The sequence below is a fragment of the Lysobacter sp. Root983 genome (assembly GCF_001429345.1).
Lineage (GTDB): Bacteria > Pseudomonadota > Gammaproteobacteria > Xanthomonadales > Xanthomonadaceae > Lysobacter.
On the sequence record NZ_LMJO01000001.1, the window covers coordinates 1,417,104 to 1,440,915 of the forward strand.

Annotated in this window: 15 protein-coding genes; 10 read left to right on the forward strand and 5 right to left on the reverse strand. The window is 66.2% G+C overall.

The annotated features are described in order from the left end of the window. The first annotated feature begins 1 nt into the window (after position 1). Genes ASE43_RS06055 through ASE43_RS06065 form a run of 3 tightly spaced genes read left to right on the forward strand, consistent with a single transcriptional unit; the run spans position 2 to position 4,819 of the window. A complete protein-coding gene (locus ASE43_RS06055; RefSeq protein ID WP_082607118.1) occupies positions 2-547 on the forward strand; it encodes a PilX N-terminal domain-containing pilus assembly protein in 546 nt (181 codons plus the stop codon). Between the two features lie 10 nt (positions 548-557). Continuing rightward, the gene (locus ASE43_RS06060) at positions 558-4,382 is read left to right on the forward strand and encodes a PilC/PilY family type IV pilus protein (protein ID WP_157499673.1); all 3,825 of its coding nucleotides are present in this window, start codon (positions 558-560) and stop codon (positions 4,380-4,382) included. An 11-nt stretch (positions 4,383-4,393) separates the two neighbouring features. Then, on the forward strand, positions 4,394-4,819 hold the full coding sequence (locus tag ASE43_RS06065; protein ID WP_056181457.1) for a type IV pilin protein: 426 nt from the start codon (positions 4,394-4,396) through the stop codon (positions 4,817-4,819). 433 nt (positions 4,820-5,252) lie between these two features. On the opposite strand, the gene ASE43_RS06070 is transcribed toward ASE43_RS06065, so the two are convergent. Continuing rightward, positions 5,253-5,762, reverse strand: coding sequence for a hypothetical protein (locus ASE43_RS06070; RefSeq protein WP_082607120.1), 510 nt, complete (start codon positions 5,760-5,762; stop codon positions 5,253-5,255). Between the two features lie 378 nt (positions 5,763-6,140). On the opposite strand from ASE43_RS06070, the gene ASE43_RS06075 reads away from it, so the two are divergent. The 6 genes from ASE43_RS06075 (at position 6,141) to ASE43_RS06100 (ending at position 13,285) form a co-directional block, all read left to right on the forward strand. After that, on the forward strand, positions 6,141-6,674 hold the full coding sequence (locus tag ASE43_RS06075) for a GspH/FimT family pseudopilin (protein ID WP_082607142.1): 534 nt from the start codon (positions 6,141-6,143) through the stop codon (positions 6,672-6,674). A 307-nt stretch (positions 6,675-6,981) separates the two neighbouring features. Further along, positions 6,982-7,845: a transporter associated domain-containing protein gene (locus ASE43_RS06080; RefSeq protein WP_056181447.1), complete on the forward strand. Its 864-nt coding sequence runs from the start codon at positions 6,982-6,984 to the stop codon at positions 7,843-7,845. 546 nt (positions 7,846-8,391) lie between these two features. Then, positions 8,392-9,675: a DUF4105 domain-containing protein gene (locus ASE43_RS06085; protein ID WP_082607121.1), complete on the forward strand. Its 1,284-nt coding sequence runs from the start codon at positions 8,392-8,394 to the stop codon at positions 9,673-9,675. Between the two features lie 42 nt (positions 9,676-9,717). Next, positions 9,718-10,719 (forward strand): magnesium and cobalt transport protein CorA, encoded by a 1,002-nt coding sequence (locus ASE43_RS06090; RefSeq protein ID WP_056181441.1) that lies wholly within the window; start codon positions 9,718-9,720, stop codon positions 10,717-10,719. A gap of 297 nt (positions 10,720-11,016) precedes the next feature. Continuing rightward, positions 11,017-13,077, forward strand: coding sequence for a carbon starvation CstA family protein (locus ASE43_RS06095; RefSeq protein ID WP_057159751.1), 2,061 nt, complete (start codon positions 11,017-11,019; stop codon positions 13,075-13,077). Beyond that, complete coding sequence (locus ASE43_RS06100) at positions 13,049-13,285, forward strand: YbdD/YjiX family protein (protein ID WP_082607122.1); 237 nt, start codon at positions 13,049-13,051, stop codon at positions 13,283-13,285. Before ASE43_RS06095 ends, ASE43_RS06100 begins: the two co-directional genes overlap by 29 nt. Positions 13,286-13,482: 197 nt before the next feature. Here ASE43_RS06100 and ASE43_RS06105 read toward each other — a convergent pair whose 3' ends face one another. Beyond that, positions 13,483-15,561, reverse strand: a complete 2,079-nt coding sequence (locus ASE43_RS06105) for a S9 family peptidase (protein WP_057159752.1) — start codon at positions 15,559-15,561, stop codon at positions 13,483-13,485. Positions 15,562-15,724: 163 nt separating this feature from the next. Between ASE43_RS06105 and ASE43_RS06110 the strand changes: the two genes are divergently transcribed. Next, positions 15,725-17,455 (forward strand): oligopeptide:H+ symporter, encoded by a 1,731-nt coding sequence (locus ASE43_RS06110; RefSeq protein ID WP_057159753.1) that lies wholly within the window; start codon positions 15,725-15,727, stop codon positions 17,453-17,455. 114 nt (positions 17,456-17,569) lie between these two features. Here ASE43_RS06110 and ASE43_RS06115 read toward each other — a convergent pair whose 3' ends face one another. From ASE43_RS06115 to ASE43_RS06125, 3 genes are all read right to left on the reverse strand, one after another. After that, complete coding sequence (locus ASE43_RS06115) at positions 17,570-19,282, reverse strand: S9 family peptidase (RefSeq protein ID WP_235568650.1); 1,713 nt, start codon at positions 19,280-19,282, stop codon at positions 17,570-17,572. A gap of 398 nt (positions 19,283-19,680) precedes the next feature. Continuing rightward, positions 19,681-21,660 carry a S9 family peptidase gene (locus ASE43_RS06120; RefSeq protein WP_082607125.1) on the reverse strand — a complete coding sequence of 660 codons (1,980 nt, stop codon included), beginning with the start codon at positions 21,658-21,660 and terminating at the stop codon, positions 19,681-19,683. 110 nt (positions 21,661-21,770) lie between these two features. Next, the gene (locus ASE43_RS06125) at positions 21,771-23,777 is read right to left on the reverse strand and encodes a S9 family peptidase (RefSeq protein WP_056181431.1); all 2,007 of its coding nucleotides are present in this window, start codon (positions 23,775-23,777) and stop codon (positions 21,771-21,773) included. Between the last annotated feature and the right edge of the window lie 35 nt (positions 23,778-23,812).

The following is a 23,812-nucleotide window of genomic DNA, read 5'->3' on the forward strand; positions in this document are numbered from 1 at the left end:
GATGACCCCGATCGCCGCCCGCCCCCCACGCCCCGCACGCCCCGCACGCCGCAGCCTGCCGCGCAGCCGCACGCACCAACGCGGCTCGTCTTTGTACGTCGCCCTGATCCTGCTGATCCTGCTGTCGCTGATCGGGGTCACCGCGGTCCAGGTCACCGGGCTGCAGGAGCGCATGTCGTCCAACTATCGCGCCACCCAACAAGCGTTGGAGAACGCCGAAGCCAGCGTGCGCCAGCGCGAGAACGACCTGGACCGGCAACTCGACAGTCAGGGCGCGGAACTGATCGCGGTGGACGAGCCTTACTGCCAGAAGACGTATTCGCCCAGCGACTGGGCCGCCGACAAGAACTTCTCCGCCCCGCCCACCGGCGGCCGCGCCAGCATTACCCGTCGCATCGACCAATGCATCAGCGGCTACAGCTCGCTCAAGCAGGGCGAAGTGCTGAACAAGGAGCCCAACCTGGTGTTCCAGATCACCGCCTACGCCACCGACCGCGACGACAACGCCAGTTCAGATGCGGTGCTCGACACCGTCTTCATTCCCTGAGGCCCATACGATGGCATCCCGCACTCCACTGATTTCCATCGCGCTGGTCCTGGCACTCACCGGGTTGGCCCGCTGGGCCCCATCCGTCGCCGACCAGGGTGTGGGCGAACTCGCTCAGGCGCCGATGAACGCGCAAGCCACGATCAAGCCCGCGCTGATCATGGCGGTCGACGATTCGAACTCGATGATGTTCGAGGTCATGCTGGCCGGCATCCGCGATGGCGAATCGGCCTGGATACCGGCCAGTCGCGCGTTTGGCGGCACCACGGCTGCCGCTTGCGCGAGCAATAACAACTGCTATCTGTTCCTGTTTCCGCACAGCGGCTATAACGCCGCATTTCCTGCGGGCGCGCCGCCGCCGTTCGACAGCATGGGGCTGTTCCGCTGGCCCGCCTTCAACCGGGAGTACTTCAACCCGACCGTGCGCTACGACCCCTGGATCGGATCGGACGGCGTGCGTTGGGCGAACGCCACCATCACCGATACGCGCGCGGATCCACGCGCCGGCAACACGGGCAATGCGGTCAGCTACAACCTCGAGGTCAACCGCCAGGTCGCCGGCGAGGGCTTCCTCATGCTCAACAACATGACGGTGCCGGCCGGCGCCGTCGTTCGCACCGCGCCGAACACGCAATGCATCGCGGTCCGAGACGGCACCCCCAACTTCGCGGTCAATACCGGTGGCACCTGGCAGAACGTGACCAAGGACTTCCGCATCGTGGGCGAGTGCATGCTCGGCGTCTCCTACTATGTCCCGACCTTCTACCTGATGACGGCCACACCGGTAGCAGGCGTCGACCTACCCGTCGGCTACGGCTACCTTCCCGCCAAGGTCACCGCGGTCACCGCGCTGAATGTGCCGAACAACACGCTCTACCGTTACGAAATCCGGTCCGCCAATTTCTCCACGACCGCCCAATACACGGCGGCGATGCAGAATTTCGCCAACTGGTTCCAGTACCGCCGCAACCGCCTGCTGTCGACGATAGGCGCCATGCGCGACTCGATGGACGGCATACGCGACCTGCGCGTCGGCTACTTCACGATCAACGGCCGTAACGACGTCACCATGCACGACACCTCGACCACCGCGGGTCGGCTCGCCCTGTACACGGACAACTTCAACGCCCTGGTCCCCAATGGCGGCACCCCCAACCGCGACGCGGTCGCGTACCTGGGCGAACAGTTCCGCCGCGTCGGCGGCAGTGAAGTGCCGGTAATCAGCGCCTGCCAGAAGAATATCGGCGTGCTGTTCACCGACGGCTACACCAACGCCAACACCGGCCCGATCGGCTACGGCAACACCGACGGCGCCCTCGGTGCGCCGTTCGCCGACATCCATGCCGACACGATCGCCGACATCGCTACCGCGTACTACTCGGGCAACGGCACGCCGCTGCGCACAGACGGGGCCTTCGCCACGCTGCAAGGTCGCGTGCCGGTGGCCGACGAAGCCTGCGCCAATGCCGCCGCCAACCCGTCGGTCGATTGCCAGCGCAATCTGCACATGAACTTCTACGGCATCACGCTGGGTGCGGTCGGCAAGATCTATGGGCAGAACGCCGACTCCACCCGCGATCCTTACACCTTCCCTCCGCCCTGGAGCGCGGTGCACCCGCGTACCGTGGACACGGGCGAGGTGATCGATGAACTCTGGCACGCCACCATCAACGGCCGCGGCCGCATGTTCAACGTCAGCAGCCCAGACCAGATCACCCAGGCCATGCGGGAAGTGCTGTCCAGCGTGGGCAACGCGGCGTCGCCGTCGGCCAACATCGGCTCCACCGGTACCCGCCTCGGCAGCGGCAGCCTCAGCGTGCAACCCAACTACGCCGCGACCAACAACGGCACGGACTGGTACGGCCGCCTGATCGCCTCCACCGTGGGCTTCGACACCGCGACCAAGAGCGCCACGCTCACCGAGAAGTGGCGCGCGGAAACCCAGTTGGTCGGCAGATCGGGCTCGCGTGCGATCCGGTTCGCGCGCGCCAACGGCACCGTCAAACCGAAGGTCGAAGCCTTCCTGCCGGCGGCGTTCACCGGCACCGGGTTGGAGACCTACAACGAGCTGTGCGCGGACGCGTTGTCGCCCTGCAAGGGCCTGTATGACCAGTTGCGGGCGCCGGCCACGGCGTTGCCGCTACTCGCTACATATCCCAGTTCGGCCCAAATGATCCAGTACCTGCGCGGCGACAGTACGCTGGAAGGCGATGCCGACAGAACCAACCTGCGCTTGCGCAGGCGCACCACTCTGCTAGGCGACATCGTCAATTCCGACGTGGTGATTTCGGCGCGCGGCGACGACTACGGGCACGGCAACCTGTACACCAACGGCAAGTACGACGAACTCAACTACGCCGCTTACCTGAAGAGCAAATACGCCGCCCAGACCAGCATGGTCTACGCCGGCGCCAACGACGGCATGCTGCACGCGTTCAATGGCGACACCGGCAGCGAGACCTTCGCCTACATCCCCACCACTTCGTTGGGGCACATGGGCAACCTGCTGTTCCCGTTCGATCGCAGCCGTACCGCGCAGCTGCATCAGCACCGCTACTACGTCGACGGGCCGGTCGTGGTCTCCGACGTCTACGACGGCAGCTGGAAGACCGCGCTGGTCGCCTCGTCCGGCGCCGGCGGTAAGAACGTGTTCGCCCTGGATGTCACCGCGCAAAGCAGCTCGCCGGCCGTCATGTGGGAGCTCAGCGACAAGGTCACCGCCAACGACAGCACGGGCGTCCCGATCCAGAACCGGCTGGGCTACGTGCTCGGCCGCCCGGTCGTGGTGCCGGTGGCCGACGCCAGCGGCGTGAAATGGAAGGCGATCCTGGGCAACGGCTACAACAGCACGCGCGGCAAGGCTGCCCTGCTGGTGGTCGATATGTCCACCGGCGCCGTCACCAGCATCGAGGCCAGCGAAGCCGAAGTCACCGCCAGCAACGGCCTGGGCAACCTGGTCGCGATCGACCAATGGCAGGGCCGCAGCAAGAACCGCGGCCGCGACGGCCTGGTCGACACCGTCTACGCCGCCGACCAGCACGGCAGCGTGTGGAAATTCGATCTGCGCGACTACAGCCTGGCCCTGGGCGGCAAGCCGCTCTACACGGCGCGCGACCGCGCCAACAAGCGCCAGCCCATCATCGGCGGCCTGGAAGTCAGCGCAGCCGGCTCTGGCGCGATGGTGTTCTTCGGCACCGGCAGCTACTCCTTCACCGCCGACGCAACCGACACATCGATGCAGACCGTGTACGGCATCCTCGACAGCGGCGCCGCGGTCTCCGGCCGCGGCGCGCTGCAACAGCAGTTCATCCGCTCCGAAACGGGCGGCATGCGCAGCGCCAGCCGCACCATCGGCGGCCTGAATACGCGCGGCTGGTACCTGGACCTCGGACTGGACGCGAACGGCGACGGCACCACGGTCGCCAGGGGCGAACGCTTCCTCGGCTACCCGAGGCTGCAGAACGGCATCCTGTTCTTCCTCACCTACACGCCCAACACCGATATCGGCGGGGTCGGTTGCGCCTTGGGCGGCGACAACTATCTGTACGGGCTGGACGCCTTGAGCGGCGCCGCACGCCTGCAGGACACCCGCATGCAGTCCATCGATGGCACCGCACCGCCCGAGGGCACCGCGGCGATGAAGACCGATACCGGCGGTTCGGGCGCGGCCAAGGAACTGGCGACCTTCCTGACCAGCAACAGCGATCCCGCCGTGGCCCCCGGGGACGACAAGCCGCCGCCGACGCAATGCTCGGTCATTCTCCAAGCCCCGGGCGCTCCGTCGCTGTACATGCTGCGTCCCTGCGGACGTCTGTCCTGGCGCCAGATCCGATGAGGAGCGCGACGATGACCCTCCATGCCCCGCTACAACGCAACGCAGGCTTCACGCTTATCGAATTGATGATCGTGGTGGCGGTGATCGGCATCCTCGTCGCTATCGCTGTTCCGACGTATCAGGACAGCGTGCGCAAGAGCCGGCGCGGCCAGGCCCAGGCCGACTTGGCCGAGGCCGCACAGGCGATGGAGCGCTACTACACGGTCAACGGCAAGTACACGGGCAAGACGCTGAAGGAGATCGCCGGCTTCGACCAGTCGCCGCGCAGCACCGGAACCGCCTATTACAGCTTGAGCCTGCAGGCCGACACGCGCAGCTACACCGTCACCGCTACGCCTGCCAGCGGCTCCGACCAAAGCCAGGACAAGTGCGGCACGATGAGTGTGGACGCGACCGGCAAGAAGACTGCGAAGTCCTCGGACTATTGCTGGAAGTGAAGACGCGCGCGGCGGCGTCGACCCAAGGCCGGCGCTGCTGCTGCGGCCGCCAGTCGCAAACGCGGCATCGCCCGCACCATAATCGCGGATGCCGCTTGCGGCTCCGCGCACGTTTCGATATGGCCGGACCGAGCGTATCGGCCATCGGTCCCGCAGCGCTGGGGCCATTTCGCCTCGACCGAGGCCCTGTTCGCTTGCCCACACGGCGGCAAGCTTCGATGCTTCCTCGTTCATACGCTCGCGATCCGGCAATCCGGTAGCCCGACGCCATCGAACGGCGCCCAGCACCCAGCGTCCGGCACTCGCGATGATGCCCACGCCGGTGCCGGTGCTTATGCCGGTGCTTATGCCGGTGCCGGTGCCGGTGCCGGTGCCGGTGCCGGTGCTTGGATCGCAAAACCCGGACGCCGCAACTCGCATCCAGCCTCATGAGCTACAGGCAGGCCATCAGGCCGTCGTAGATCGAAGCTTGTGTGCCAGGTAACGGCGCGTGCAGCGCCGAGTCCGCGTCGGACAGCGACAACAGCGCCTCCATGGCTGTCCGAGGCGCCAAGGGGATTTGGCACTGCCAGGATCGCGCCTGCACATACACACGGCCACTCGCCGGATCGATCTCTTCCTGGCTGCCCGCGAACAGCCATACGCATTGGCCGACAAGGCCGCTTGCGCGGTCCGCCGAACAAAGGAAACCCAAGGACTGGATGTTGCTGTACTCGCCCTCGCAGAAGGTATCGCCGCAAATCTGGTCGAACTCCACGCGCAGGCGTTGGCGCAGGCCGTGCCAGACTTGGACCGCCGCCTCGTTGCGCAGGTAACTTCCTGCGTCCACGTAGTCGTAGACGCGGCCTTCCGCCTCGGCATGGCTTGCGAAGGCGAGCATTGCCGTCAATGTGAGCCAGCAGCTTGCCGAACGGCGCCGCTGGTAAGAATCTTGCTTTCGCATGGATGTCCTCCTCTATCGACTCAAATGCGCCGACGATCCTCGTCGACGACATCAGCGTGCATGAGGCCGATCGCATCCGGTATCGGAGTTTGCACGCGCCGTCGGGTAGGAATATCCCTAACCGCACGAGAACCGCGTTCGCATGCGTGAACGACACCCAAGGTTCGAATCCGGATTGCCGCCCGATTCGCCATTGGCGCAATCACTCGCGCATGACGCGCGCGCCGATCCAAGACGCTCCCGAATCGCGCTTGTGCCGCAGTTCTTTCGTCGCAGTTACCGAAAGCGCGGCGTTCCCTGACCCGATGTCGGGAAGATTTCCTACGGACAAGCTCGTTCGACGCATCGATACTGGCGCTTCGTCGCAAGGAGCGCCGCATGAACCGTGTGAAAGGAATCACCCTAATCGAAATGCTGTTCGCGTTGACGGTTGCGGCCGTGTTGATCGGCATCGCCGTACCCAGCGCCAGCCGGGCCATCGTCCGGGTTCGCATGGGCACGGTCGCCACGGCCATGACCGAGAGCTTTCTGGACTCGGCGCGCATGGCCGTCTCCACCGGCAGCGCCATGATCGTGTGCCCGGCCGCGCGCGACGGTCGCTGCGAGGAGAGCGTCGACTGGAGCCAGGGCTGGGTCGTCTACGCCGACGTCGACGGCGACCGCCGTTACGGCCAGGGCGACCCGGTGCTCCTTCGTCCGCAGGGACCCGTGAAGGGCCTGCGCATCTACAGCACGCAAGGTCGTCGCCGGGTGGTGTTCCAATCCGACGGCGGCAACGAGGGCAGCAACGTCAGCTTCAGCGTCTGCAGCCACGACGGCATCCCGGTCGGCGCCCTGGTGCTGTCCAACGCCGGCCGCTTCCGCGTCGCCGAGGCGGACAGCGAACCGCAACCCCATTGCCCTCAGACCTGAGCCCCCCGCGCCGTCTCGGCGGCGCGGTACGGACCCCGCGCCGGCGCATTCCCCGGTGTCGGCGCGGGGCACCGTTTGGCCACGCTCCTGAGCAAGCAGATCCTGGCGCTGGACCAGGCTGGCGCAGCGCCCGTAGCGCGGCCTGTGCAGGCCCTGGCGGCCCGCAGGGACGCGCGGTCGAGCACCCGGGCGAGGCCGATTCGGACCGCCTACCCGCCCTGCGCCGGGGCCCGGCAGCGATCCGGCCGGGCATCCGGGTTAAACTGACGGCCTCGCCCTGCCCCCAAGGGCTTAGTGCACGCATCGAATGTCCGAGGACGACAGTAGTCAACACAGCGAACATCCGGAGAAACGACGCTCCTGGCTGGAGCGGATCAGTTCGGCGCTGTCCGGCGAACCCACCACCCGCGAAGACCTGGTCGAGCTGTTGCGCGACGCTCAGGCCGATGGGCTGATCGCCGCCGATACCCTGCGCATGATGGAAGGCGCGATCGCCGTGTCCGACCTCACCGTGGGCGATGTGATGATCCCGCGCTCGCAGATGGTCGTGCTGCCCGCCGACGGCAAGTTTCTCGATCTGATGAAGCTGGTGGTCGAATCCGGCCATTCGCGCTTCCCCGTTCACGGCGAGGACAAGGACGAAATCCTGGGCGTGCTGCTGGCCAAGGACCTGCTGCGCGGCGTGGTCGCCGACAACGGCCCCGGCACCATCCACGAGCTGCTGCGCCCGGCGGTGCTGATCCCCGAGTCCAAGCGCCTGGATGTGCTGCTGCGCGAGTTCCGCCAGTCGCGCAACCACATGGCGATCGTGATCGACGAGCACGGCGGCGTCGCCGGATTGCTGACCATCGAGGACGTGCTGGAACAGATCGTCGGCGAGATCGACGACGAGCACGACGATGCCGAGGACCCGAACGCGCTGATCGCGGCCCAGGCCGACGGCCAGTACGTGGTCGACGCGCTGACCCCGATCGCCGATTTCAACGAGCGTTTCGGCGCCGACTTCGACGACGACGAATACGACACCATCGGCGGCCTGATCACGGCCGCGATCGGACACCTGCCCGAGGCCGGCGAGGAACTCACCCTGGGGCGCTTCGTGTTCCGTGTCGCCAGCGCCGACGCGCGCCGCGTGCACGCCTTCCACGTCGGCGTGCTCGGCAAGGACTGACCGCCCTGAAAAAGCCGGCAATGACTCGACTCACTGTCATCGCCGGCTTCGCAGTCCTACCGGTCCCGCTCGCGGGCTGCCCCAGCACCAGAACCTGTCAGCAGGCCGGTCGTCGCTCCGGACGAAAAGTACAGCGCGTCCTATCCCTGAGCGAAGAGCATGACCGGCCGGGCCACGGCGGCACCCAGGCCGAAAGCTGGTGCAAGGCCGGCTCCGAGCGCGTGGGCAGCAGGGTCGTCGACTTCGGTTCGCTCAAGCACGGCATCGGCCTGCGCTGGCTGGACGCGCACTTTGGAAATCGCGGTACCGGACGGCGTGGCGCTGGACTACCCGCACCGGATCAACTTCCATCCGGTGCAGGGCCTGACTTACCGTTACCCTGACTTACCGTTACCGCAGCCTGCGCACCGACGATCCGGACTATGCCGGTTGCGGCCACGATCCCTAGGCGCACCATCCCGACGACGACTCGGACGAGTCCGCCCGACGAGCGCGAACCGCATCCGTCGCGCCCCGATCATGCCCGCGTCAGCCGCGCCGCTTAGAATGGCCCGACCCGACGACCGGCTGTCCGCCTTGAACTCCATACGCCGCGCCCTGCCCTCGCTGTTCGCCGTCGCCGCACTGTGGCTGTGCGCCATGGTCGCCTCTGCCGCGCCGCCCGAGCAGGCCACGCCGCAGGACGCCTCGACGCAAAGCGAGCCGCCGACCGTCGCCATGGCATCCGCGGTCGTGCCGCGCATCGGCATGGCGACCATGCAGCCGGGCGAGATTTTTTGGGAACGCTTCGGCCACGACTCGATCGTGGTGCTGGATCCCGACACCGGCGCGGCCACCTCCTACAACTTCGGCTTCTTCGACCCGGAAGCGCCGGACTTCATCGCCCGCTTCATGCGCAACGACATGCGCTACCGCCTGGCCGCGCTGCCATTCGAGCAGGACCTGGCGCTGTACCGCGAGGAAGGCCGCGGCGTGTCGATCCAGTGGCTGGACCTGGACGACGATCAGGCCCGCACGCTTGCCGCCGCCCTGGCCGAGAACGCCAAGCCCGAGAACGCCTACTACCGCTACCAGTACTTCGACGACAACTGCGCCACCCGCGTGCGCGACGCCATCGACCGGGCGCTGGGCGGCGCGCTGCGCCGGCAGATCGAGGGCCGCTCGCACGGCAGCACCTTCCGCAGCGAGGCGGTGCGCCTGGCCTCGCCGGCGCCGTGGATGTGGCTGGGCTTCGACATCGGCCTGGGGCCGTCGGCCGATCGCCCGTTGCCGGTGTGGAGCGAGTCCTACGTGCCGATGCGCCTGGCCGCGGCGCTGCGCGAGACCAAGAACACCCAGGGCCGCCCGCTGGTCCTGTCCGAACAGGAAATCCTGCCGCATCGGATCGCGCCCGAGCCGGTCGACGCCCCGATCGACTGGGTGCCCTGGGCCCTGTCCGGCGTGGTCGTCGGGCTGGGCCTGGCCTGGCTGGGCCGGCGCCGCCCGCGCCTGCTGGCGGCGATCGCGCTGCCGCTATGGACCCTGTGCGGCATCCTGTCGGCGCTGATGCTGTTCATCTGGTTCGGCACCCAACACACCTACGGCTGGGCCAACCAAAACCTGCTGCTGTTCAATCCGCTGTGCTGGCTGTTGTGGCTGGGCGGTTGGCGCGTGCTGCGCGGACGCGATGCCGGGCCCTGGTTCGGGCGCATCCTGGCGGCGGTCGCAGCCTGCGCGGTGCTGGCGCTGTTCGCGCATTGGCTGCCGATGCAGCCGCAGCGCAACGTGCACTGGATCAGCCTGATCCTGCCCCTGCATTTGGGCCTGCTCGCGGGCTTTCGCAAGCGCTGAGGGAACGCGCGCGGCTTGCCCGCGCGGCCTCGCACGGGCACGATGCGCGGGATGAAGGATCCCAACCTGCCTCAGTGCGTGATCAACTGCGCGGCCTACAGCCGCGAAGGCGTTCGCAGCGACATCAGCCTGGACCAGATCAGCGACGTGCTCGCGGTCGACGACGGCAGCTTCGTCTGGGTCGGCCTGTACGAGCCCGACGAAGGCATCCTGGAGAAACTGCAGGAAGAATTCTGCCTGCACGATCTGGCGATCGAGGACGCGCACAACGCCCACCAGCGCCCCAAGATCGAAACCTACGGCAATTCGCTGTTCATCGTCGTGCACACCGCGCAGACCGTCGACAGCCATATCCGCTTCGGCGAAACCCACTTGTTCGTCGGTCCGCGCTACCTGGTCTCGGTGCGCCACGGCGCCTCCAGCAGTTACGCGGCCGCGCGCCTGCGCCTGGAGCGCGAATCCGAGGAACTGCGGCACGGCCCGGCCTCGGCGCTGTACGTGGTGCTGGACATGGTGGTCGACAATTTCACCCCGATCGTCGACGAGTTCAGCCAGGAGCTCAACGAGCTGGAAAAGGACGTGTTCGCCGAGGACTTCCGCAAGGGCACGGTCGAGAAGCTCTACGACCTCAAGCGCGAGCTCACCCGCCTGCGCATGGCGGTATCGCCGCTGCAGGACATCCTGGGCCAGCTCGCGCGCTCGCGCAGCGCCCTGATCGACGAGGAAAGCCAGCTGTATTTCCGCGACGTGCTCGACCACGCCGTGCGCATCAACGAAACCACCGACACCCTGCGCGAGATGCTGACCGCGGCGATGAGCGTGAACCTGTCGCTGGTGACCATCCGCCAGGGCGAGGTGGTCAAGCGCCTGGCCGGCTGGGCCGCGCTGCTGGCCGCGCCGACCCTGATCGCGAGCTGGTACGGCATGAACTTCGTCCACATGCCGGAACTCGCGGGCGAGCACAGCTACTGGATCGTGATCGGCATAACCGCCGTGGTCTGCGTGGTCCTGTTCGGCCTGCTGCGCCGCGCGAAGTGGTTGTAGCCCAAGCGGCACCCGACATCCGCCACGCATCCGCTTTGGGGTAGGAGCGGCGTATGCCGCGAACCGCGCTATATCCCATAGCCGCGCAACCGCGATCCGCGACCGCGTCGTCGCCGAAGCCTCACGGTCGCGGCTCACGCCGCTCCTACCCCTGAGCAGAGCCTGGGCCGTCGCGCGCCGATGAATAGCGGCCATCGCCCGGCCTTAGACCAAAGTACTAGCCCCGATGCCGCACTGCGCATTGACCCCGGGCGGACCCAGGGGCGACGCTGCCCAAGTCCATTTGGAGAGGCGTCGATGAAAGCTCTGTCCTGGCTCGGTTGGGGCCTGCTCGCGGTACTGGCAGCGTTCTGCCTGGGTACCGTGGCCCTGAACCGCGGCGAATCCATCAGCGCGATGTGGCTGGTGGTCGCGGCGGTCTCCACGTTCACCATCGCCTATCGCTTCTACGGCCGCTTCATCGCCCAGCGCGCCCTGCTGGTCGATCCCAGCCGCGCGACCCCGGCCTGGCGCCGCAACGACGGCCTGGACTACGTCCCCACCGAGAAGAGCGTGGTGTTCGGCCACCACTTCGCGGCCATCGCCGGCGCCGGCCCGCTGGTCGGCCCGGTGCTGGCGGCGCAGATGGGCTACCTGCCCGGCACCTTGTGGATCCTGTTCGGCGTGGTCCTGGCCGGCGCGGTCCAGGACATGCTGGTGCTGTTCTTCTCCACCCGCCGCGACGGGCGCTCGCTGGGCGAGATGATCCGCGCCGAGATGGGTCCCGCGGCCGGCGTGATCTCGATGATCGGCATCCTGATGATCATGGTGATCCTGCTGGCGGTGCTGGCGCTGGTGGTGGTCAAGGCCCTGGCGGAAAGCCCCTGGGGCACCTTCACGGTCGCCATGACCATCCCGATCGCGATCCTGATGGGCGTGTACCTGCGCTACTTCCGCCCGGGCCGCATCCTGGAAGTGTCGATCGTCGGCTTCGTCCTGTTGCTGCTGGCGATCTGGCTGGGCGGCAAGGTCGCCGCGGACCCGACCTGGGGCGAGATCTTCCACCTCAAGGGCACGACCCTGGCCTGGCTGATGATCGGCTACGGCTTCATCGCCTCGGTGCTGCCGGTGTGGTTCCTGCTGGCGCCGCGCGACTACCTGTCGACCTTCCTCAAGATCGGCACGGTGCTGGTGCTGGCCCTGGCGATCGTGATCGCCGCGCCGCATCTGCAGATGCCGGCGATGACCCAGTTCGTCGACGGCACCGGCCCGGTGTTCTCCGGCAAGCTGTTCCCGTTCCTGTTCATCACCATCGCCTGCGGCGCGGTGTCCGGCTTCCACTCGCTGATCTCCTCGGGCACCACGCCCAAGATGATTTCCAGCGAAGGCGACATCCGCCTGGTCGGCTACGGCGGCATGTTGATGGAAGCCTTCGTCGCGATCATGGCCCTGATCGCCGCCTGCGTGCTGCAGCCGGGCGTCTATTTCGCGATGAACTCGCCGGGCGCGCTGATCGGCACCACCGCCGAATCGGCCGCCCTGGCGATCTCCAACTGGGGCTTCGTGATCACCCCCGACGTGCTGACCGCCACCGCCAAGGAAATCGGCGAAGGAACGATCCTGTCGCGCACCGGCGGCGCCCCGACCCTGGCGGTGGGCATGGCCCAGATCCTGCACGGGCTGATCCCGGGCGACGGCATGATGGCCTTCTGGTACCACTACGCGATCCTGTTCGAAGCGCTGTTCATCCTGACCACCATCGACGCCGGCACACGCGTGGCGCGCTTCATGATCCAGGAGCTGGTCGGCCTGGCCTACGCGCCGTTCCAGCGCACCGACAGCTGGGCCGCCAACATCGCCAGCACCCTGCTCGCGGTGTCGATGTGGGGCTACTTCCTGTACCAGGGCGTGGTCGATCCGCTGGGCGGCATCAACACCCTGTGGCCGCTGTTCGGCATCGCCAACCAGATGCTCGCCGGCCTGGCGCTGGTGTTCTGCTGCGTGGTGATGGTGAAGATGAAGCGCGAGAAGTACCTGTGGATTCCGCTGATCCCGACCGTCTGGCTGCTGATCTGCACCCTCGCCGCGGGCTGGCAGAAGCTGTTCGACCCCAACCCCAAGATCGGTTTCATCGCCAACGCGCGCAAGTTCGCCGACGCCGCCGCGCGCGGCGAGGTGCTGGCGCCGGCCAAGTCGGTCGAGGAAATGCAGCGGGTGGTGTTCAACAACTACCTCGACGCCGGCCTGACCGCGCTGTTCGTCGCGGTGGTGGTGGCGACGGTGTTCTTCGGCCTGCGCGCGGCCTTCGCGGCGCGTCGCAACAACGTGGCCACGGCCAAGGAGAGCGATTATGTCGCGCTCGATACGCTGGCTCGCTGAGGCCGGTCTGCTGGTCTGGTCGCTGCTGTTGCGCTGGTGGCGCACGGCGGCGCAGACCGCGCGCCTGGCGATCGGCATACCCGACTACGACTACTACGTCGAACACATGCGGCGCGCGCATCCGGATGTAGCACCGATGTCGCGCGATGCCTTCTTCCATGAGCGGATGTTGGCGCGGTACGGGAAGGGCCGGTCGCGCTGTTGTTGAGGGCGCCGTATCGCCGCAAAGAAAAGGCCGCCCTTGGGCGGCCTTTTTTCGAGATTCGTAGGATGCGGTGACAACCGCATCATCGCCATGCCGAACGGCTGCGTGCGATGCGGCGCGTCTGCGACTTAGGCAGCCTACGCTGTCGCACACCCGCGCTCGCCCTAACCCTCTCCCGCGCGCGGGAGAGGGGCGCAAACTCACTGACCGATGTGCTGCTTCAGCCAGCCGTTGACCGTGTCGTGCCAGAGCACGCTGTTCTGCGGCTTGAGCACCCAGTGGTTCTCGTTGGGGAAGTACAGGAACTTGGACTCGATGCCCTGGCGCTGCAGCGCCGTGAACGCGGCCAGACCCTGTTCGACCGGGATGCGGAAATCGAGCTGACCGTGCACCACCAGCATCGGCACGCGCCACTTGTCGACGTGGTTGACCGGGTTGAAGCGCTCGTAGTTCTTCGGCACCGCGTAAGGCGTGCCGCCCTGCTCCCACTCCGTGAACCACAGCTCCTCGGTGGCGTAGCCCATCATGCGCTGGTCGAACACGCCGTCGTGATTGACCAGGCACTTCCAGGGCTGGTTCCAGTTGCCGGCGATCCAGTTGACCATGAAGCCGCCGTAGGACGCGCCCAGCGCGCAGGCTTTGTCGCCGTTGAGGAAGGAGTACTTCTTCTGCGCCGCCGCCCAGCCCTTCTGCAGGTCTTCCAGCGGACGATCGCCCCAATGCTGGCTGATCGCATCGGTGAAGGCCTGGCCGTAGCCGGTGGAACCATGGAAGTCAATCATGACCACGGCGTAGCCCTGGCCGGCGTAGGTCTGCGGGTTCCAGCGATAGCTCCAGCCATCGCCGAAGCTGCCCTGCGGGCCGCCGTGGATCAGGAACGCGACCGGATAGCGCTGGCCTTCCTGGTAGTTCCAGGGCTTGACCACGTAGCCGCGCACGGTGTCGCCGTTCCAGCCCTTGAACTCGAACTGTTCGTAGTCGCCGAAAGCCACGTCCTTGAGCATCTCGCTGGCGCTGGGCGTGATCGCGCGCACCGGCGCGCCCTCGACGCCGCCGACGAAGACCTGGTCGCCGCTCTTGAGGCTGTTGCGGGTGAAGGCCAGGGTCGGGCCGCCGCGCACCAGCGAGGACACGCTGCCCTCGCCGATCACGCGGGTCGCGCTGCCGTTGGCGATGTCGACGCCGAACACCGGCAACTGGCCCAGGTCCTGGGCGGTGGTGTAGATGGTCTTGCCGTCGGCGGACAGCACGATGTTCTCGGCCGAACGGTCCCACTTCGGCGCGATCTCGCGGCGCTGGCCGCTGCCCAGGTCCAGCGCCATCAGGCCGAAACGGTCGGCCTCGAAGCCCGGACGCTTCATCGCGCGGTAGTACAAGGTGCCGCCGTCGTCGCTGAACACCGGGCCGGTGTCCCAGGCAGGATTGTCGGGGGTGAGGTTCTGAGCGGCGCCGCTGCCGTCGGCGCGCACGCGATAGAGATCGAAGTTGGTCGACCAAGGCTCCTTGGCGTCGGCCTGGCGCGCGCTCAGCACCAGCGACTCGCCGTCGGGCGCCCAGGCGTACTCGCTGCTGTCGCCGAACGGGCGCGAAGGCACGTCGCCGATCACGTCGGCGCCGATCAGGGTGGCGGCGGCGACCGGCTTGACCACGCCCTGCTTGTTCGCCTGCGGCAGCGCGACCACGAACAGACGATTCAAACGGCCGTCGTTCCAGGCGTCCCAGTGGCGTACGAACATGCGGTCGAAGACCACGCCGCTGGCCTTGCTAGCCGCGCGCTCGTCGACGCGCTTTTTGCTGCAGGCCAGGTCGGCGGCGCAGTCCACGTAGGTCTCGGCGCTGAAGGCCATGCGCTTGCCGTCGGGCGAAAGCTGGAAGCTGCCGACGTCGGCCGCGAACGCGGTGAGCTGCTTGGGCGTGCCGCCGGTGGCCGGGATCGAGTACAGCTGCTGGCTGCCGGACTTGGCGCTGAGGAAGTAAACCGTGCGGCCGTCGGGCGAGAAGGCCGGCGAGTTCACGCTCCAGCCCGCGGGCGTGAGCGGCTGCGGCGGCGCCGCATCGCGCGCGAACAGGTCTTCGACGAACAGGCCGGTGCTGGACTTGTTGGCGGCGAAATCGACCTTGCGCTTGGCGAACACCAGCCGGCGCCCATCCGGCGACACGGTCGGCGAGGACACGCGGTCCATGGTGGCCATGTCGCGCACTTCGAAGCCGCGCGGGGCGGCGGTGGCGGGCAGCGCGGCCGCGATCAGCAACGGCAGGACAGCGTGACGCAGGTTCATGGGAACTCCGGGCGGGGCCAAAACGTCGATGGTAGGGGTCCGGGCGGGGACCCGCAAAGGCCGGGGGCGGGCCCGGGCCGGATCGGGCGACCGGGCCGGCGCCGCTATACTCCCCCGATTGTCCCGAATGCCGTCCCGCAAGCCCCTCCCTACGGAGCCCGTTGTGACCGTACCCGCAACCGCATCGACGCCGGCCCACGGCGAGTTCTTCGGCCATCCCAAAGGCCTCTACGTCTGCTTCTTCACCGAGATGTGGGAGCGCTTCTCCTTCTACGGCATGAAGGCGCTGCTGCTGCTGTATTTGCTGAAGTACCACCTGTTCACGGACGACGCCGGCTACGACCTGCTCGGCGCCTACGGCGGCTTGGTCTACGCCATGCCGGTGATCGGCGGCGTGCTGGCCGACCGCTACCTGGGCATGGGCAAGGCGGTGGTGCTGGGCGGCGTGCTGCTGGTGCTGGGCCATCTGGGCATGGCCTACGAGGGCCACCAGGCCGTTCGACTGGCCGACGGCACGATCCAACGCGACGCCGCCGCGCTGCAGGTGTTCTACCTGTCGCTGGCGCTGATCATCATGGGCGTGGGCTTCCTGAAGCCGAACATCTCGACCATCGTCGGCAAGCTCTACCCCGAAAACGATCCGCGTCGCGATTCCGGCTTCACCCTGTTCTACGCCGGCATCAACGTCGGCGCGATGTTCGCCAGTCTGATCTGCGCCTTCCTGGGCGAGACCTATGGCTGGAAGTACGGCTTCGGCGCCGCCGGCGTCGGCATGGTCGCCGGGCTGATCATGTTCATCTGGGGCCAGAAGTATCTGTACGGCCATGCCGCCCCAACGAATCCCGGCTTGCTGCGCGAACGCATCGCAGGCCTGTCGCGCGAGTGGTGGATCTACCTCGGCTCGTTCGCCGGCGTAGCCGTGGTCTGGCAGCTGATCCAGCGCACCGCGACCGTGCATGGCGCCATGCACCTGATCGCAGCCGGCTTCGGTCTGTGGTTCATCTACTTCCTGATCACGAAATGCAACAAGGTGCAGCGCGAGCAGATGATCTCGCTGCTCCTGATGATCGTCGGCGTACTGGTGTTCTTCACGCTGTACGAGCAGACCTACGGCAGCTGGATCACCTTCAGCGACCGCCTGCTGACCAAGGATATGTTCCCCAGCCTCAGCGGCATCAGCAGCGGTGCCTTGCCGTGGTCGCTGTTCCTGCTGGCGGCCAGCCCGTTCCTGATGATCGCCGCTCTGAAGGCCAGCGATCGCGGCAACGCCGGACTGGCCAAGACCATGGTCGGTCTGCTGGCCTTGGGATTGGCGGTGGCCTCCTTCCACGACGTGGTGCTGAAGCCGCAGACCGCCAGTTCGCTGACCTTCCTGGGCGCGTTCTTCATCATCGTGCTGTCGCCGATCTTCGCCTGGCTGTGGCCGTGGCTGGAGCGGCGCGGGCTCAACCCGAGCAAGCCGGCCAAGATCGCCATCGGCCTGATCGTCGCCGGCCTGGCCTTCGTCCCGCTGATGCTGGCCGCCCAGGCCACGGCCGGCGGCACGATGGCCAGCGTGTGGTGGCTGGTGCTGGCTTACTTCGTGCTCGAAGTCGGCGAAATGTGCCTGTCGCCGATCGGCCTGTCCGCGGTCACCCAACTGTCGGTGGCGCGCGTGGTCGGCCTGATGATGGGCGGCTTCTGGCTGGCCACCGCCTACTCGGAAGTGCTGGCCGCGCAGTTCGGCAAGCTCGCCTCGCTGGACCTGCCGGAAGGCGCCGCGGTCGACTTCGTCACCGCCAGCGCCAAGTACGGCGAGCTGTTCCAGCTAATGATGTGGATCGGCGTCGGCTCGGGCGTGCTGTACTTCCTGCTGTCGCCGCTGCTGCGCAAGTGGATGCATGGGGTGAAGTAAGCCCCCCCGTTCGTCTAAGCGATAACGCAAAGAAAACGGCGCCTTGCGGCGCCGTTTTCTTTTGCCTGATGGCTGCGGCCGGCCCCGAACGAATCCGAGCGCAAGACCGCTGGCTTACTTGGCCGCCGCAGGCTTCGTCGCCGGTGCCGTCGCCACTTGGCCGCCAAGACTACGCGCCAGGAACGCCAGCAGCTTGGTGTAGTACTCGCGTTGGTGCGCCTCGGTGTAGAAGCCGTGGCCTTCGGTGTCGTAGTACAGGGTTTCCACCGGAGTGCCCGCTTTACGCAGCGCCTGCTCCATCATCTTGCTGTGCGAGATCGGCGCGCGTTCGTCCTCACCGCCCGCCGCCAGGAATACCGGCACCTTAATACGGTCGGCCATGCGCGTGGGCGACACCGCGCCGAGCTCCTCTCGACTGCCGATCCACTCGCGCAGATAAGTCTCGCCGGAACCGCGCCGCTGGATGTCGCCGGTGTTGTGCATGCTCGGCAGGTCGTAGACACCCACATAGCCGGCCGCGCACTTGTACAGGGTCGGTTCCTTGGCCGCGCCCATCAGTGCGGCGTAAGCGCCGTAGCTGGCGCCGTAGATGCAAATGCGGCCGCTGTCGGCGATGCCCTGCTGGATAGCCCAGCGCGTGGCGTCGGTGACATCGTCCTGCATCTTACCGCCCCATTCGCGCGCGCCGGCCTGCACGAAGGCCTGACCGTAACCGCTGGAGCCGCGGAAATCGACCTGCAGCACCGCGTAGCCGGCCGCGGCCAACATTTGCGCTTCCTCGTCGAAGCCCCAGGGATCCTGGATGTCGTAGGGCCCTCCGTGCGGCATGACCACCATCGGCAGGTTCTTGCCGCTGCTGCCCTTGGGTAGGCTGAGGTAGCCCTGCAGCGCCAAGCCATCGCGCGCCTTCAGCGAAATGCCACGCTTCTCCGCCATCTCTGCCGGGTCGAACCAATCGCGGCGACTGAGCAGGTGCTCGGCCTTCTTCGCGGTCGTGTCGAACAGGAAGAAATCGCCTGGGTTGTTCCCGCTGGATACCTCGACCAGGGCCAGGCGACCGTCGCTGCTGCGCGAGGTGATGCGCACCGGGTCGCCGCCGAACGCGGATTCCAGGCTCTTGTACAGGCGAGCCTCGGGAGCCGCCGTATCGAAGAACTTGGTGACCCGCTTGCCATCGATGAAGAAGGCGCCGACGGGGGTATACGAGTTGCCGCGATAGATGAAGGTCGACGGGTCGACCTTGGCATCCTGCAACACATCGCTGCGCTTCTGGGTCGCGATATCGTAGGCCACGATCGCGTCCGGCCCCTTCTTGCGCTCGGCCCGGAAATAGGCGGTCTTGTCGTCCGCGGAGAAACCGACCGGGATCTCGATGCCCTCGCCGATGTTGTCGGCGCTGATCAACTCCCATTCCGCGCTCTCGGTCTTGCGGTAATAGAGCTTGCGGACGTTGTCGGTGCCGTAGCCGATCGCGAAGCGGACCAAGCCTTGATTGTCGGTGATGAAGTCGGCATTACGCACCGGCGCGCGCGCCAGCGGCGAGCGACGTCCCGTGTAAACGTCGATCTTTTCGACGCGGGTGTAAGGGTCGTCGCTGAAAGGCTGCACCGAGATTACGATGTTCTTATCGTCGTTGGCCAATTCGTCGACCATGAAGGCGGCGATCTGCTCGACCTTCTTCGGCTGGATCTTGGTCCCCAGGCCCGCGCCTTGCACGCTCTGTCCCACGAGCAGACCGGGCTGGGTTCCATCGGCGTTGATGGCATAGAGATTGCCGTCCCACTGAGGTTTGTCCAGCGCGCCGATCTTGCGCGCCATGCTGATCACGACGCGTTCCGGATTGACCCACCAGAACCCAGCTACGTGCGTATTCTTCTCTAGCCTGAAATTCGCCGTGACCTTGTTGTCCGACCGACGCAGGATCACCAGCGCCGTCTTGTCCTCGAAGGGCACCGTCGCCGCAAGGTAGTCGCCATTGGGCGAAATCTTGACCTCGTTGAACCGGTCCTTCTTGATGTAGGCATCGACGTTGACCGCCGATGCGACCGGCGCGGCCATCAGCCCGGCGCACAGCAGTGCTGCACTGAGGTATTGCTTCATTTCGTCTCATCCCCGTGATTGCGATACGCCTGACGGCGCATCCATAAAACAATTGTAGCCATCGACGCAAGCGATCTCGCAGCATGTGCGCGGATGCCTTTAAATCACGCGAAACGAGCGCCATTTCACTTGCGACCGGCAGGCTCCAGCGGCGCGGCGGTCAGACCGCCCAGGCTACGAGCCAGAAAATCCAGCAGCCGGGAATAGTACTCGCGACGATGCTCTTCGGTGTAGAAGCCGTGGCCTTCCATATCGAAGTACAGGGTCTCCACCGGCACCCCGGCTTTGCGCAGGGCCTTTTCCATTCCAATGCTGTGCTCTATCGGCGCGCGCATATCGCGCCCACCGGCTGCAAGGAACACCGGAACCTTGATACGGTCGACCATTCTCACTGGTGATACGGAAGCGAGTTCCTCGCGCACTCCTATCCATTCACGCAGGTAGGCCTCGCCGGAACCGCGATTCTGGATATCGCCGGACGTGTGCATCGCCGGCAGGTCGTACACACCGACATAGCCGACCGCGCAGCGATACAGACCGGCTTCTTTTGCAGTCCCCATCAATGCGGCGTAGGCGCCGTAGCTGGCGCCGTATATGCATATCTTGTTCGCATCCGCGATGCCCTCCCGTACGGCCCAGCGGGTGGCATCGGTCAGATCGTCCTGCATCTTCCCGCCCCATTCGCGGGCACCTGCGCGCACGAACTGTCGCCCATAGCCGCTGGAGCCCCGAAAATCGACCTGAAGCACGGCATAGCCCGCGGCAGCAAGCAGTTGGGCCTCGCCGTCGAAGCTCCAGACGGTCTGGACATCGAAGGGGCCGCCGTGCGGCAACAGCACCATAGGCAGATTCTTGCCCGGGCTGCCGCTCGGCAGGGTCAAGTATCCGCGCAGGCTCAAGCCATCGCGAGCCTGCAGCGAGACCTGCTTCTTCTCCGCCATCTTCTCGGGGTCGAACCAATCCCGCCGACTCAGCAGATGGTTGGCCTTTTTGGTGGTCGTATCGTAGAGATAGAAGTCGCCCGGATTTCGCCCACTGCTCACCTCGACCAGCGCCAGTTTCTGGTCGTCGGTGATCGAAGTGACACGTATCGAATCGGCGCCGAATGCGGGAGCCAGCGCGCGATAGATGCCGGCTTCCGGAGCGCTCGCATCGAAGAACCTGGCCTCGCGCTTGCCGTCCACAAAGAAGGCTCCCACCGGAATCGTGCCTTTGCGGTAGACGATCTCGTCCGGGTCTACCCGGGCATCGCGCATGACTTGAGTGCGCGAGCGCGCGACAGGGTCGTAAGCGACAATGGCGTCGGGGCCGTTGCTCTGCTCGGCCAGCAAGTAGGCGATCTTGTCGTCTTCGGAGAAGCCCAACGGCACTTCCGCCATGCCGGTGCCGGCCTCGTCGCCGATCTGCTCCCAGGGAGCATCCGCACCGCCTCGGTAATACAGCTTGCGCACGTTATCGGCACCGAAACCGAACGCGAAGCGAACATTACCGCGATTGTCGGTGACGAAACTGGCGTTTCTGACGGGCGCTCGCGCCACAGTCACACGGCGACCCGTGTAGACGTCCATTTCGTCCGCCCGCGAGTAGGTGTCGTAACCGAAGGGCGACACCGAAATGATGACGTTCTTCTCATCCTCCCGCAGTCCGTCGGCCAGGTATGCCGCCACCTGCTCCACTTTCTTCGGCTGAATACGAGTCTTTGCGCCCTCTCCGCGCACGGACTGCCCAACCAGCAGTTCTGGATCGGTTCCATCGGCGTTGATCGCGAGCAGATTCCCGTCCCGGAATGGCGTGTCTCTGTCGCCGAAAGTTCGCGTCATGCTGATCAACACGCGCTGCGGGTTCACCCACCAGAACTCGGCCACATGCGTGTTCTTCTCGAGACGGAAGTCAGCCGTCACCTTGTTGTCGGAGCGACGAATGATCGCCAGTGCGGTGCGGTCCTCCAGCGGCACCGTCGCGGCGAGGTACTCGCCATTCGGGGAGAGCTTGATTTCGTTGAAGCGGTCCCGGCGAACGAAGGCCTCCACATTGACGGCGGAGAACGCCGGCATGGCGATCAACAGTCCTGCACCCAGGACCACGGCATGCAACAGTTTCATCATTGAGCACCCCTGATTCTTCAAGCCATCTACTTCGGCGCTCCATGCCGGAAACGACCGCGGCCACCGATGAAGGTGGCCGCGGCTTACTGCCTGGATACTCGCACCTAGGCTCAGTTCGCCTTGGATGCGCCTCCGACGTTGACCTTGCCGCCGATATGGCGGTCGAAGAAGCCCAGCATCTCGGTGTACAGGCGCTGGTTGTTTTCTTCCTTGTAGAAACCGTGCATTTCGCCGGACTGGATGATCATGCCTTCCGGCGGATTGCCGGCCGCGATCAGGGCCTTGTTCATCGACTCGGTGTTCTCCGGCGGGCAGCGCGGATCGCGTGCGCCGGCGGCGAGGTAGACCGGGATCTTGAACTTGTCGGCGTGCTTGACCGGCGACATCGCGTCCTGCTCGGCCTTGGTCTTGCCGAAGGCGCGCGCCATGTAGCGACGGCCGCTTTCGCGATCCGAGGTATCGCTCTTGGTCAACTGCACGTCGATGTCGTAGGCGCCGACGTAGCCGAACGCGCACTTGAACAGCTTCTGGTCGATGGTCGGCGCCATCAGCGAGGCGTAGCCGCCGAAGCTGCCGCCGTAGATGCAGACTCGATCCTCGTCGGCATAGCCCTGGTTGATGGTCCACTTGGTGGCATCGATGATGTCGTTCATGATGCCGGTGGCCCAGGTGCCGTAGCCCATGTCCTGGAAGCCCTTACCGAAGCCGCCCGAGCCGCGGTAATTGATCTGCATCACCAGGTAGCCGCGGCTGGCCAGCAACTGGGTTTCCCAGTTGAACGCCCAGTTGTCGCGCGGGCCCATCGGGCCGCCGTGCACGTTGACGATCATCGGCAGGTTCTTGCCGTCGGAACCGTGCGGAATGGTCAGGTAGCCGTAGATCTTGAGACCGTCGCGGGTGGTCATCGAAAACGGCTTGACGCTGGCCATTTTCTTCGGGTCCAGCCACTTGCGGCCCTGCATCAGGAAGCGCGCCTTGCCGGTGTCGCGGTCGTACAGGTACAGCTCGCCCGGGTTCTTGTCGCTGACCACCGAAACCACGATCTTCTTGCCGTCCTTGGTGGCGCTGGAGAAGCGCACCAGCTGGCCCGGGAAAGCGCCCGCGAGCGAGGCGTAGATCTCAGCGTCGGCGTGCTTCTCGTCGACCATGGTCACGCGCGGCGCGCCGGCCTCGGTGATCACGCCCAGGATGGTGTCGCCGTCGGCCGAGGTGATGTAGCTGGCCGGGTCGGAGACCGGATCCTCGAACAAGGTATTGAACGCGCCAGTCACCGGGTCGATGGTACCCAGCGCCTCCGGCTTCTTGCCGTCGCTCTGGTTGGCATAGATCAGGCCGTCGGTGGAGGTGCCGATCACGCTCAGGTGCTTGCCCGAGCTCTTGGAGCTGTTGATCAGGGTCCACTTGCCGTCGTCGCCGCGGCGGTAGAGCTCGTTCTGGCTGTCGAAGTTGCCCTGCGCATCCTCGTCGTCGTAGCAGATGGCGAAACGCGGCGCCTTGGCGACATCGAGCGCGATTTCGCAGTTCTCGCGCGGCGCACGCGCCAGCGACTTGCGGCGGCCGGTCAGGGTGTCGAACAGCACCAGCTCGGTGCCCACACCCTCGTTCGAACGCGGTGAGGTCACCGCCATGATCACGTTGACGTCGTCGTCGGGCAGCGTGTCGAGCAGCTGGAAGCGCTCGTTACCGACCTGCTTGCCGCGCTGGGTGGCGTCGCGGGTGCCGTAGAACACCAGCGGGCGCGGCTGGGTACCGTCGGCGTTGACGCCGTACCACTCGCCGGTGCCGAAGGGCTGCGCGTAACGGCCAAGCTTCTTGACCGAGTTGAAGATCAGGCGCTCGGGGCTGACCCATTCGAACTGGCCGACGCTCTTCTCATCAGGCAGCTGATTGACCTTGACCAGGCTCAGGTCCTTGGTGCGCAGCACGGTCAACACGTCCTGGTCGCCGCGGTCCACGGTCAGCGCCAGGTACTCGCCGCTGGGCGAGATCTTGGCGCCGCTGTAGGTCGAATGGCGGACGAAGTCGGCGATCGAGGGCGCGCCGGACGGCGCATCGGCGGCTTGTGCCGAGGCCGCGCACAGCGCCAGGCCCAGCACCGCTAGGTGCAGCTTTTTCATTTCGGTTATCCCCTAAAACGACGCGAAAAAACGGC